Source organism: Inhella sp. (assembly GCF_027532025.1).
Taxonomy (GTDB): Bacteria; Pseudomonadota; Gammaproteobacteria; order Burkholderiales; family Burkholderiaceae_C; genus Inhella.
On the sequence record NZ_JAPZSY010000006.1, the window covers coordinates 57,154 to 70,140 of the forward strand.

A 12,987-nucleotide genomic window follows, 5' to 3' on the forward strand; every position below is an offset into this window, starting at 1 on the left:
AGTCACTGATGTTGACCGAGGCGCGCAGCGCCCCCGCCGCCGTGGCCCAGCAACTGGCGCAAGACGGCGCCGCCTACGCCGCGCTGGGCCGCAGCCTGCGCGAGGCGCCCCCCAGCAGCCTGCTCACCGTGGCGCGCGGCTCGTCGGACCACGCGGCGCACTACCTCGCCTACCTCGTGATGGCGCGCCTGGGCCGCTTGGTGACCTCGCTGCCCATGTCCTTGGTGACCTTGTACGGCAGCCGCATCCGAACCGAGGGCCTGGTGTCCTTCGCCTTCTCGCAGTCGGGCCAAAGCCCTGACCTCGTGGCCCCCACGAAGGCCTTCCGCGAGGGCGGCGCGCGCACCGTGGCCTTCGTCAACGCCGCCGGCTCGCCGCTGGCCCAGGCGGCCGAGCACGTGTTCGCGCTGCACGCCGGCGAAGAGCGCAGCGTCGCCGCCACCAAGAGCTACATCGCCCAGTTGGTGGCCGGCGCCCGCGTGGTGGCCAGCTGGCAGGAGGACGACGCGCTGCGCGTGGCCCTGCAAGACCTGCCCGGCGTGCTGGAACGCGCCGCGCACCAAGACTGGTCGAGCGCCGTGGACGCGCTGCGCCACGCCGACCGCCTCTTCGTCATCGGCCGTGGCACGGGCCTGCCCATCGCCATGGAAGCCGCGCTGAAGTTCAAAGAGACCTGCGCCATCCAGGCCGAGGCCTTCTCGGGCGCCGAGGTCAAGCACGGGCCCATGGCCCTGGTGGACGACGGCTACCCCTTGCTGGTCTTCGCGCCGCGCGGTCCCGCGCAAGCCGGCCTGCTGGCCCTGGCCGAGGAGATGCGCGGCCGCGGCGCCAAGGTCTTGCTGGCCGCCCCGGAAGGCAGCGTGCCCGCCGGCACGCCCGGTTGGCTGCCGCTGGTCGGCGCGGGGCATGAAGAGCTGGACCCCATCGCTGCCGTGCAGAGCTTCTACCCGATGGTCGAGGCGCTGGCGCAAGCACGTGGCCTGAACCCCGATCAACCCCGCCACTTGGCGAAGGTCACGAAGACCCACTGAAATGGAAATGCCCCCAGTCTCCCTAACGGTCGCCACCCCCCGAGGGGGCCGCCCACGCCTTCGGGCGGCCGTGCGGCGTGGGGTCCCGCACCATGAATAACAGCTTTGATCCCGGTCCGCTCTTGATGGTGGACATCCCCGGCAAGACGCTGGAGCCCGCCACCGCCGAGTTCCTGCGACGCGAGCGCATCCGCGCCGTGTGCCTGTTCCGCAAGAACTTGGGGCAAGAGGCCGAGGTGCGCGCACTGATCCAAGACCTGCGCGCGCTCATGGGCCCCACGGCCCTGATCGGGCTGGACCAAGAAGGCGGCTCGGTCGTGCGCTCCACCTTCTTGCCGCAGGCGCCCTCGGCCATGGCCCTGGGCGCTTCGGGCGACGAGTCCCTGGCCGAAGGCGTGGGCGCGGCCGTGGCGCGCGGGCTCAAGAGCTTGGGCGTGAACTGGAACTTCGCGCCCGTGGTGGACGTGAACAACAACCCGGCCAACCCGGTCATCGCCGAGCGCGCCTTCTCCGACGACCCCGACACCGTGGCCCGCCTGGCCGGCGCCTGGATGCGCGGCTCGCTGCGCGAGGGCGTGGCCTGCTGCGTCAAGCACTTCCCCGGCCACGGCGACACGCACGTCGACTCGCACCTGGCCCTGCCCACCGTGGACAAGTCGCGCGCCGAACTCGACGCGCTGGAGCTGCGTCCCTTCAAGGCCCTGTGCGCCAGCGCGCCGGCGGTGATGACGGCGCACATCGTCTACCCACAGATCGACCCCGAGCACCCGGCCACGCTCAGCCCCAAGGTGCTCAAAGGCATCCTGCGCGACGAGTGGGGCTACGACGGGGTGGTGATCACCGACGCGCTGATGATGAAGGCCATCGCCGAGCGCTACGGCTACACCCGCGCGCCCGTCATGGCCCTGGAAGCCGGCGCCGACCTGGTGCTGGCGCAGGGCAGCCTGGCCGAGCAGCAGCAGGCCGTGGACGCGCTGCGCGAGGCCTTTGCCCGCGGGCGTCTGAGCCGCGCCCAAGGCGAGCGCGCCCAAGCCCGCTTGGACCGCTTGGCGCAGGCCTACCCCAGCGCTCAGGGCGACTACCCGGCGGCGCAGCGCGAGGCCGACGACGCGCTGATGCACCGCGCCTGGGCCCAAGGCCTGCTGGCGCTGCGCGGCGCGCGCGCCCCGGGCCGCGACACCCCGCTGCGCGTCATCGTGCAGGCCGACGTGCCGACCGACATGGTCAGCGAGGCCGGCCCCACCGCGCTGCAGGCGCTGGCGCTGTTCGACGGCTTCCGCGACGTCAAGCGCCTGGTGCTGGACGACATCGACACCCTGCGCTGGGCGCAGGTGCCGCAGGACGGCCGCATCAACGTGCTCGTCTCCACCCGCCGCCACCGCTACGAGGGCGTGCTCGACTGGCGCCCCGACCTGCACCTGGCGCTGTGGAACCCCTTCCAGGCCCTGGACGTGCCCGGCCCGGCGCTCGTCACCTGGGGCTACGCCCAAGGCGCGCTGCGCGCCGCCCAGGCCTGGCTGGAAGGGCGCGAGCGCGCGCCGGGGCATGCGCTGGCCACCTTGGTTTGAACCCACTCACCTGACTTCACCCTTTCACGCCTTTTTCCGATCGGTCCACCCCCTCCTCGTTCGAACCACACCCCCACCGTTCGGCCTGAGGTATCGAAGGCCCGCCATGCGAGAGCGAAGGCTTCGAGCCCTCAGCCCGAGCGAAGGCTGGGGTGGACCCTGAAACCAAGCAGCCCACCCATGACCCCTGCCCCCACCTCCCCCCTGCGCTGGGTGCCCACGCTGTACTTCGCGCAGGGCCTGCAGTTCTTCGTCGTCATGCTCATCGCGGGCCTGATGTTCAAGAGCATGGGCGTGGGCAACGACGCCATCGCCCGCTGGACGGGCGTTCTGGGCCTGGCCTGGGTCTTCAAGCCGCTGTGGAGCCCCTTCCTGGAGCTGCTGCGCAGCAAGAAACTGGTCATCGTGGCCATGCAGTTCACGGGCGCCATCGGCCTGGGCCTGATCGCCTTGGCACTGCAGTTGCCGGTGTGGTTCGGGCTGACGATCGCGCTGCTCTTCGTGCTGGCCTACGCCTCGGCCACGCACGACATCGCGGCCGACGGCCTGTACATGGCGAGCTTGAGCGACCGGCAGCAGGCGGCCTACGCCGGCTGGCAGGGCGCCTTTTTCAACGCCAGCAAGTTCCTCACGCTGGGCGGGCTGCTGGTGCTGGCCGGCCACCTGGAAACGCGCATCGGCGTGTTCAACGCCTGGTCGCTCATCTTCGTGCTGCTGGCTGTGGTGCTGGGCGCGCTGGCCACCTACAACGCGCGCGCCCTGCCCGGCACGCTGAACGCCGGTGCGGGCGACCTCAACGCCGCCGCCGTGGCGCGCACCCTGCGCGAGGTGATCGCCGACTTTCTGCAGAAGCCCGGCATCTGGATCGCCATCGTCTTCATCGTGCTGTTCCGCCTGGCCGAAGGGCAGGTGCAGACCATCGGCCCGCTGTTCCTCAAAGAGGCCCGCGAGGCCGGCGGCCTGGGCCTGAGCACCGAGCAAGTCGGCGGCATCTACGGCACCGCCGGCACGGCGGCCTTTTTGGTGGGCAGCATCTTGGGCGGCACCTTCACCGCCTGGCTGGGCCTGCGCCGCGCGCTGCCCGTGCTCATCCTGGCCATGGCCGTGCCCAACGTGGTGTTCTGGGCCTTGAGCGTGCTCCGGCCCACCGACTTGTGGACCATCGGCTGGGCCATCGGCGTGGAGATGGCGGGCTACGGCTTCGGCTTCGTCGGCATGATCCTGTTCATCATGCAGGTGGTGGCCCCGGGCCGCTTCCAAACCGCGCACTACGCGCTGGGCACGGGGGTCATGCAGCTGGGCTTCGTCATCAGCAAGACCGTCAGCGGCGACATCCAGCTGGCCATGGGCTACCAGCGGTTCTTCCTCTGGACCATCGCCTGCGGCGTGCCCGCGCTGCTGATGCTCTTCTTCCTGCGTTGGCCCAAAGCCGAGGACGACGACGCGGGCGCGCCCAGCACGCGCTTCCTCGGTGAAGAGGCCGCCAACCCCAGCGCCGTGAAATGAGCGCGGCGGCGATCGCCATCGCGGCCGGCCTGTTCTTCGACGACTTCAGCCAGCCCGACACCGCCGCGCTGCAGGCCCAGGGCTGGGTGCTGCGGCAGGCTCCCGGCCACCCAGGGGTGCCCGGCGCACGTTGGGCGCCCGAGGCCATCGCCCTGGTCGACGACCCCGCGCGCCCGGGCAACCGGCTGCTGCGCTTGCGGGCCCAAACCGACGGCACGCCCGAGGGCACCGTGCAGGCCCAGGCCTGCCACCAGCGCCGGGCGCTGCATGGCACGGTGGCGGCCCGCGTTCGTTTCAGCGCCCAGCCCGTGGCCGGGGTGGACGGCGACCCCGTGGTGCAAACCTTCTACCAAGTCAGCCCCCTGGCGCACGACTACGACCCCACGTTCAGCGAGGTCGACTTCGAGCACCTGCCCAACGGCGGCTGGGGCAGCCCGCAGCCGCGCCTGTACGCCGTGAGTTGGCAAACCGTGCGCCTGGAGCCTTGGGACGCCCGCAACCAGGCCACCGAGGTGGTGGGCGCGCTGGACGGCTGGCACACCCTGGTCATCCACGTGGATGCCGTCAGCACGCGGCACTACCTGGACGGCCGGCTCATCGCCACCCATGGCGGCCGCAACGTGCCGGTGGTGCCGATGGCGCCCAGCTTCAACCTGTGGTTCTCACCAGGCGGGCTGCTGCCGCCATCGGCTGGCGTGCGGGTTTACGAACAGGACGTCGACTGGGTGCTGCACGCCCCCGGCCGCCAGCTCGCGCCCGCGCAGGTGCAGGCCGAGGTGCAGCGCCTGCGGCAAGCGGGGGTGTCGCGGCATGACGCGGTGGCCGGAGGGGGGCACCGCGCCACCTGCGACTTCTGAGCCAGGGTGCGGCTCGGCCCCGCAGCGCCCCCGCCTTGATGCAGCACAGACCCGCCGCATTTCACGCGACGTGGCGCAACCCCCGGGGGCTATGCTCGCCCACCTTTCACGCTTGGTATCGGGAATGAACGCTTTTCGAAACATCAAAATCGGAATGCGCCTGGGCCTCGGCTTTGGCGCCTTGATCCTCCTTTCCCTGGTCATCGCCCTGCTGGGGCGCGTCGAGCTGGGTGTGGCCGACGACGACCTGCAGCTGGTGGTCAACGACCGCCTGCCCAAGTTGGACCTGGTCGTGGAGTTGCGCGACAACGCCCGCCGCGTGGCCACGCAAGGGCGCAGCGTCGTGCTCTACAGCGACGAGGCCGACCGGAAGGCGGCGGTCAACGACATCGCGCAGGTGCGCCAGCGCAATGGCGCCGTCATGAAGGAGCTGGAAGCCAAGCTGACCAGCGCCGAGGGTCGTCGTCTGCTGGCCGAGCTCATGGCCCGCCGGGAGGCCTTCAACGCCAGCATCGACAAGGTCGTGCGTTTGGGCTTGGCCGGCAGCGCGCAAGCCACCGAAGAGGCCAAGACCGAGTTCAAGCAGGTGACCGACGCCGCCGAGCAGGCCTACCTCAAGGCCCTGGACGGCCTGGTCGCTTACCAAAAGCGGCTCATGCTGGAGGCGGCGCAGGAGACCACCCGCACCACGAAGATGGCCGGTTGGTTGATGCTGGTTGCCGCCGCCGTGGCCGCGGCGCTGGGCATTGGCATCGCCTGGAGCCTCACGCGCTCCATCGTCGTGCCCATCCGCCGCGCCGTGGCCGTGGCCGAGTCTGTGGCCGATGGTGACCTGCGGCAGAGCATCGTGGTCAACCGGCAGGACGAAACCGGCGAGTTGCTCGCCGCCCTGCGGCGCATGAACGAATCGCTCGTCACCATCGTGGGGGGCGTGCGGGGCAACGCCGACAGCGTGGCCACGGCCTCGGGCCAGATCGCGCAGGGCAACGCCGACTTGAGCCAGCGCACCGAAGAGCAGGCCAGCAACCTGCAGCAGACCGCGGCCTCGATGGAGCAGCTGACCGCCACCGTCAGCCACAACACCGACACCGCCCGCCAAGCGGCGCAAATGGCCGGCAGTGCGGCCCGCGTTGCCGGCGAGGCCGGCAGCGTGATGTCGCAGCTGGTCGGCACCATGGACGAGATCACCACCGCCAGCCGCAAGATCAGCGACATCATCGGCACCATCGACGGCATCGCCTTCCAGACCAACATCCTGGCGCTGAACGCCGCCGTCGAGGCGGCTCGGGCGGGCGAGCAAGGACGTGGCTTTGCCGTGGTGGCGGGCGAGGTGCGCACGCTGGCGCAGCGCAGCGCCGAAGCGGCCAAGGAGATCAAGAGCCTGATCGGCAGCAGCGTCGATCGCGTCGAGGCCGGCAACGGCCTCGTGGCCCAGGCGGGTCAGACCGTGGGCGAGGTCGTGGGCCAGGTCAAGCGCGTGGCCGACTTGATCGAAGAGATCAGCGCCGCCAGTTCCGAGCAGAGCAAGGGCATCGGCCAGATTGGCGATGCGGTGAACCAACTCGACCAGGTCACCCAACAAAACGCCGCGCTGGTGGAAGAAAGCGCCGCAGCGGCCGAGAGCCTGCAGCACCAGGCCCGTGCCTTGGCGCAGGCGGTGGCGGTGTTCCGCCTGGGCAGCGAGGGCAGTTCGAGCGCCTCGTCGGTCTCGGCGCCCGCGCCGGCCCGGCCGCGCGCGTCGCCGCCCGCTTTCAAGGCCAAACCGGCGGCGGTCCGTCCCAGCGCTTCGCCTCGCCCTGCGGGGCCGACCAAGGCCCCGACTGCACCCCGGCCAGCGCCGGCCCCCAGCCCAGCGCCGGCGGCCAGCCACGGCGACGACGAGTGGACCTCGTTTTGAACCTGGCATCGGCTGCGTGGCGCACGCTCCCGATGGGCTGACGCGGAGCGCAGCGGTCAGCGGCCGTTTCCGGCTTGAAACGCCCCTGAGCCCTTGACCTGCCGACCACCCGGCCGCTGGGGCCGGGCGTGTGGGCTCAAGGCGGTGAGGTCAAGCCACGCTGCAGCAGCGCCCGCACCGCGGCGGCTTGGTCGGCGGTCAGCCCGTCGTGCAAGCCCCGCAGGCCCGGCGGCAGGTGGGCGAAGCTCTCGGGTGCGGCGCCAAAGACCCAGTGTTCGAACAGGCTGCGCCAGGCGGCGCGCTCGGCCGCGGGGCGTTGGTGCAGCGCCAACAGGGTGTGCAGCAGGGCGTCGAGGCCGCTGGCAGCGGTGGCCGGCGCCACCCACCAGCGATTGATCATGGCGTTGACGGGGGCCAAGGAGCTCACCTCGTGCCACCAGAGTGCGGGGATGTAGATCGCATCCCCCGGCGCCAATTCGCCCTCCAGGGCGAGGGCATGGGCTTCGCGCTGCCCAGGCACATGGGCGGCGCCGGGGGCGTCGGGGTCCACCAGGGTGATGGGCGTGCCTGCCGGGCCTTGGCCCAGGGGGCCCACGCGCAGGTGCCGCACGGCGTCGGGCGGGTAGAGCCGAAAGCGCCGGCGTCCTGCCACCACGGCGGCGAGGTTGTGCGATTCGTCCAGGTGGGCGGGGGTGGTGATGGCGTTGCCCAGCCACAGCCTGGCGGGAGCGCGTTCGGCGTCCACGAGGTCCAGGCCGTGGCTGAGGGCCAGGGCCGGCGCGCAGCTGGACAGCAAGGCGCTTTGCACGGCCACGGCGGGGGCCTGCGGGTGGGCCGCGTAGCGGGCCAGTTGGGCGAGCACATCGCCCAGGGGCAAGCGGTTGCGCAGAAAGTTGAAGCCTGGGCCGTGCCCGTCTCGGTACCCGATGCGCCGGCCCTGGTCGGGCGGGATCATCACGGCGTCGACTTCGGCGGCGCTGGCGTGCTGGCCCAACCAGCGCAGGAAGGCCATGTCGCCTTGCTGGGCCACGGCCACGCCGGGCCAATGGCCGACCAGGCCGCGCAGCACGCAGGGTCGGTGGGTGGGCAGCAGTTCCGACTCGAAGACGGCGCGACTGAGCCCCATGCCGTCTCGCTCGTCCAAGCGCTGCATCAGTGGCTCAGCAGGCGCGAGAAGGCGCCCGCCGGCACGTCGGGCAGGGCGTGGCAGCGGGGCGAGACGCGGGGTTCGCCGGCCGGGCAGGCCTGGTCGCGGTCCACGGACCAAAAATGCACGCCGGCCAGGCCCAGCGCCCGGGCGCCGGCCATCAGCGTGCGGGCGTCGTCGGGGGTGCTGACGTTGCCAGCCACGTCGTTCTCGCCGGGCATCAAGGTGAGGGCGATGCGCGCGTAGGGCACGCCGCGCTGCTCGTGCAGGTTGCGCGCGGCCTGCAGGGCGGAGGCGCCCATGTCGCAGCGGCCCGCCTTCACCACGCACCAGCGCGGGTCGGCGGGGCCGTAGTTCATGACCATGAGGTTGACCACGACGGCCTCGGCCACGCCGTGGCGCTGCAGCGCGGCCAGCACCGTGTCGCCCGTGGCGTTGAGGGTGCGGCCGCTGCCGTCGCTGGCGCCGTGCGTGGCCAGGGTGACGCTCAGGCGCAGCGTGGGCCAGGTGCGGTGGGCGAAGGCCATGCGGGCGGCCAGCGCGTCGATCTGCGCCGGGGTTTGCTGGCGCTCGATGTCGAAGTCGATGCCCTTCAGGCGCGGCGACTGGTAGCGGGCGACGAAGGCGGCGAAGTCGGCGTCGTTGTCGCACAAGAAGCCGGCGGCCTCGCCGCCGGTGGAGACGACGTAGTCCTGGCCCCGGCGCAGCATCTCGGCCACGCCGGCGCGGGCGAAGGCCTCGGTGCTGGCCGCATCGTCGTTGGCGCGCCAGCGCTCTTGCCCGCAGGTGGCGGTGGCAAAGGCCCACACCAGCACCCGGCCTGGGGCGGGCGCGGGCAGCCAGGCCGGGGCGGCCAAGGGCACGGGGGCGAGCGAGACGTCTTGGTACGGGCCGGTCCACAAAACGGACGGCGCCGCCCCGGTGGGCGAGGCGACGCCGCCGAGACTGAGGGCCAGCCAGAAAGCGAGGCGGTGCATGCGAGGACTCAAGGCAAAAGGGGTGGCCGAAGCCACCCCTGGTCGTGCAATGGCAGCGCTAGGAGTCTGCGCGGCAGAAACCCAGGCCGTCGCCGAGATCCCGGGGGCGACAGGCTAGGCGCTGGCGACGCCGCGTGGCGGGCTACGTCAGGAGCCGGCAACGACGCTTGTCGCCCCCAGGGCTCGGCCCGAAGGGTGGCCCCTGGATCCGGCGCATGCGGTGTCGCTCCTTCTTGTGGACACGAGTCCACGGCGGCGTCGCTCCGAGCCTGCGCCGGACCAGGGGCCACGCCGGCCTGGGCTTCTGCCGCGCAGACTCCTAGAAGCGATCAGAGCTTGGCGCGCAGCGTCAGGTAAGCCTGGCGGCCGTTGACGTAGAACGCGGTGGGCTGGTCGACGTTGTCGGCGTAGTACTTCAGGACCGGGCGGTTCAGGTTCAACAGGTCCAGCGACAGGCTCATGCTGTCGTTGATCTTGACGCCGAACGAGGCCGAGACCGTGCCCACCGCGGCTTGGTTCTGCGCCGAGGCGCGGTCCAGGCCGTTGAAGAAGGCCGAGCGGTAGGTGTAGGCCACGCGGGCGTTCAACCAGTCGTTCTCGAAGTAGGCCGCCACGTTGTACGTGTTCTTGCTGTTGCCCACCAGCTGCTTGCCGCCCTTTTCCTCGCCGTCGGCGTAGGTGTAGTTGGCCAGCGCGCCGAAGCCACCGCCGAAGTTTTGCTGGTAGCCCAGCTCGAAGCCCTGCACCTTGCCCTTGCTGTTGACCGGCGAGGAGATGTTGTAGGTGCGGAAGGCCTTTTGCTGCTCGTTGAAGTAGCTGGCCTGGCTGACGCCGTAGCTGACGTAGTTGTTCAGGTCGATGTGGAACAGGCCGAGCGAGACCAGCGAGCGCGGGGCGAAGTAGTACTCGAAGGCGGCGTCCAGGTTCGTGGCGCGGATCGGCTTCAGGTTGGGGTTGCCGCCGTTGCCGGTCAGGTTGGTGTCGTCCAGGCTGACCGCACCGCCCAGGGCGCTGTAGTCGGGGCGGGCCAGGGTCTTGGTGATGGCGAAGCGGCCGATCACGTCCTTGGCCAGGTCCACCTTCAGGTTCACGCTGGGCAGCACGTCCTTGTGGGTGTTCTCCACGTTCTTGCGGTAGAACGATCCGAAGGCCGAGGTGGTGATGGCACCGGGCACGGCGCAGGGCGCCAGCGGGGCGCACACCGAGCCGGCGATGGCGACGTTGGTCAGCACGTTGACCTTGGTCTCCACCAGGCGCAGGCCGGCGTTGCCGCTCCAGCCGCTGCCGGTCAGGTTGGCCATGGCGTAGGCGGCCGTGGTCTTCTCGTCCATCTCGAACTCGCCCGGGAAGTACTGGCGCTGCAGCGGGTCGCGGTTCGAGAACTTGTCGCCCCAGGCCTTCAAGACGGCCGGGTCGATCTGCCAGGGGTTCTTGATGAAGTTGCCGCCCAGGCCACCGCCGAAGTCGCTCGGGTAGGTCTGACCGTTCCAGGCCGGCAGGTTGGCGGCGTTGAAGGGGTCGGCCGACCACTTCGGGCCTTGGGCCACGAAGCGGCTGTCGCGGCTGTGCTTGGCGCTGCGGGCGCCGAACTTGATGGAGCTGACCACGCCGCCGTCGAGCTGGTACTCGCCGTCGAGCTGGGCCCAGTCTTCCTTGTCCTTGGTGCTGGCGGGGCTGGCGCCGAAGATCCAGTCCAGCGTGGTGCCGGTGAACACCGCGGCGTTGCCGGCGCGCAGGGCCGAGTCGGGCGCGTTGCCGATGCCGTTCAGGCGGTAGCTGGCGCCGGTGTTGAGCACGTCGCCTTCGAACACGGCTTGCGTGGGCGTGTCGCCCTTGCCGGTGCTGGAGCCGGCCTTGCCGCTGATCGTCAGGTCGCCGCTCTTCCACTCGCCTTGCAGGTTCAGGAAGCCGGTTTCCGAACGGGCGTCAGGACGCAGGATCTGGTCCACGATGACGTACTGGCGGCCGGCCACGGGCGTGAAGCTGGCCTGCACCAGGGTGCCGTTGCGCACCACGTAGCCGGCGTCGGGGGCCTGGCCGGCGCCACCGTTCAGGATGCGGCTGGTCCACACCAGGTAGTTGCGGTTGTAGTTGCTGGCTTCCATCTCCGACTTGAAGCCGGTCAGGTCGAAGCTCAGCTCGTGGGTGGGCTTGAACTGGACGGTGATCAGGCCGCCGGTGCGCTTGCGCTCTTGCTCGAACAGGGCCGAGCCGATGGCGTTGGGGTAGGCCACGCCCGACAGGTCGGGGTTGCTCAGGGCGATGGCGCTGCCCGGGGCGATCTTGCTGTAGCCCAGGGTTTCGATGCCGTCGCGGCGCAGGTGGCGCTCTTGCGAGAAGAACTGCGCCATCACGCCGAAGGTCTTGCTGGCGTCGCGCCAATTCACCAGGGCGCTCAGCTGCGGGTCGGTCTTCTTCGGCAGGTCGGAATACACGGCGCCCAGCGAGGCCTCCAGCGTCAGGGCCTTGGTGAACTCCAGCGGCTTGCGGGTGATGATGTCCACGGTGCCGGCCACGCCGCCTTCGACCAAGTCGGCCTGCGAGCTCTTGCGCACCACGACCTTGCTGACCAGTTCAGAAGGCAGCAAGGAGTAGCTGACCGAGCGGCCCACGGTGCCGACCTGGTTCAGCACGAACCAGTCGCCGCTGCCGATCATGTGGCCGTTGATCATGGTCTGCGTCAGGCTGGGGTTGGTGCCCCGCAGGCTCACGCGGTCGTTCTCGTCAAAGCCGCCTTCGCCGGCGCCGGCCGAGCTGATGGTGACGCCGGGCACGCGCTGCAGGCTGTCGGCCACGTTCTTGTCGGGCATCTTGCCGATGTCTTCGGCCGTGATCACTTCCACCAGGGCGTCGCTGCGCTTCTTCTGGTTGATCGACTGTTCGAGCGAGGCGCGGATGCCGGTGACGACGACCGTCTCCAGCTTTTGGGCCTCGGCCGGCCGGGCGGGTGCGGTTTGGGCGTGAGCGCTCAGGGCCATGCCGAACAGCAGGGCGCCAACGGCACTGGATACGGGGGTCAGGGTGGTTTTCATCAGGGCGTCCTCGGTGGGCAAGGAAGGGGGGGGCGGCGACGAGCCGGTGGCAGGGGCACGGCCCATGCACCGTCAGCAAGGCTGGGTCGATGGCGCTTCGGGCGGCCATCGCCCCAACCAATGAGAGGCCACTATAGACCCGCAACAACCCACTTGCATACCACTTGAAACACCGTGTTTACCCGGTGATCGGGGGGTTTCTCCTATGAAGACTGCGCAAAAGCCCAATGGGCCTGTGTACGACCTGCTACAGACCGTCCTCATTGGTATTTGATTGGTATCTCTTTTGGCGCTGTACCACGACCGGATCGAGCGGGCTCAGAGGGGTTCTGAAGGCTTCAGCGGGTAGAAGGGGCGGCGCAGCGCCGCCTGGAGGGAGCTGACAACAAAGTCTTGATCTTGCGGTCCATGTCTTGAACGACTTGTCAGATGGTCGCACTGGCACGATGTCAATGCCTTGAACAGCCAGCGCTCAGCTGACCCAGCCTGCACCCCTGTGGCAACCTAGCCCGTGGCTACGCAGCGGGAGCTGTCGGTCAACCCCGAGCAGTCTGACCGCCGTTTGGACGCGGAGTCGGATGCCGGTGAGCGGTCATTCGTGTGGGCCGGCAATCAACCCGAAGCCACCGATCACGTCCTCACGCAGGCTAACGTTGAGGCCTACGTGCCTGACGGCTCCATCGAGCATCATGAGCGCTGAGATGCCCGCCGAAGCAGTATTGCGCGACATCACAGTCGCCAAGCCCAAACACCTCGGGCAGCCGCACGATCGTCACAGGTCGACAGCGCTTGCCTTTGAACCTAATATCCCCGGCCATGAAAATCGCTTACCTAGTCGGACTTGCAAAATCCATTTCCACCCGAACAGGCGGTGTTGAAGTGGCGGGGGATTGGGCGGTGATCAAGTTGCCGAGCCCTGAGGCGATCCGAGCGTCGGCCGAGTCAGGGCGGCGGCATACACGGCCAGGCCAG

General features: G+C 70.0%; 8 protein-coding genes. 5 read left to right on the forward strand and 3 right to left on the reverse strand.

Annotated features, from left to right (window positions below; translation table 11 throughout):
• Positions 1–8: 8 nt before the first annotated feature.
• The 5 genes from O9335_RS01855 (at position 9) to O9335_RS01875 (ending at position 6,859) form a co-directional block, all read left to right on the forward strand.
• A complete protein-coding gene (locus tag O9335_RS01855; protein WP_298382711.1) occupies positions 9–1,031 on the forward strand; it encodes an SIS domain-containing protein in 1,023 nt (340 codons plus the stop codon).
• A 92-nt stretch (positions 1,032–1,123) separates the two neighbouring features.
• Positions 1,124–2,599, forward strand: a complete 1,476-nt coding sequence (nagZ, locus tag O9335_RS01860; protein ID WP_298382692.1) for a beta-N-acetylhexosaminidase — start codon at positions 1,124–1,126, stop codon at positions 2,597–2,599.
• 180 nt (positions 2,600–2,779) lie between these two features.
• Complete coding sequence (locus O9335_RS01865; protein ID WP_298382695.1) at positions 2,780–4,105, forward strand: MFS transporter; 1,326 nt, start codon at positions 2,780–2,782, stop codon at positions 4,103–4,105.
• A complete protein-coding gene (locus O9335_RS01870; protein ID WP_298382698.1) occupies positions 4,102–4,962 on the forward strand; it encodes a glycoside hydrolase family 16 protein in 861 nt (286 codons plus the stop codon). Before O9335_RS01865 ends, O9335_RS01870 begins: the two co-directional genes overlap by 4 nt.
• A 124-nt stretch (positions 4,963–5,086) precedes the next feature.
• Positions 5,087–6,859 (forward strand): methyl-accepting chemotaxis protein, encoded by a 1,773-nt coding sequence (locus O9335_RS01875; RefSeq protein ID WP_298382700.1) that lies wholly within the window; start codon positions 5,087–5,089, stop codon positions 6,857–6,859.
• Positions 6,860–6,995: 136 nt separating this feature from the next.
• Here O9335_RS01875 and O9335_RS01880 read toward each other — a convergent pair whose 3' ends face one another.
• The 3 genes from O9335_RS01880 to O9335_RS01890 all read right to left on the reverse strand — a co-directional run bounded on the left by O9335_RS01880 (position 6,996) and on the right by O9335_RS01890 (position 12,015).
• Positions 6,996–8,012, reverse strand: coding sequence for a cupin-like domain-containing protein (locus O9335_RS01880; protein WP_298382703.1), 1,017 nt, complete (start codon positions 8,010–8,012; stop codon positions 6,996–6,998).
• Positions 8,012–8,983 (reverse strand): glycosyl hydrolase, encoded by a 972-nt coding sequence (locus O9335_RS01885; protein ID WP_298382705.1) that lies wholly within the window; start codon positions 8,981–8,983, stop codon positions 8,012–8,014. The genes O9335_RS01880 and O9335_RS01885 overlap by 1 nt, the downstream gene beginning before the upstream one ends.
• 329 nt (positions 8,984–9,312) lie before the next feature.
• Positions 9,313–12,015 carry a TonB-dependent receptor gene (locus tag O9335_RS01890; RefSeq protein WP_298382708.1) on the reverse strand — a complete coding sequence of 901 codons (2,703 nt, stop codon included), beginning with the start codon at positions 12,013–12,015 and terminating at the stop codon, positions 9,313–9,315.
• Between the last annotated feature and the right edge of the window lie 972 nt (positions 12,016–12,987).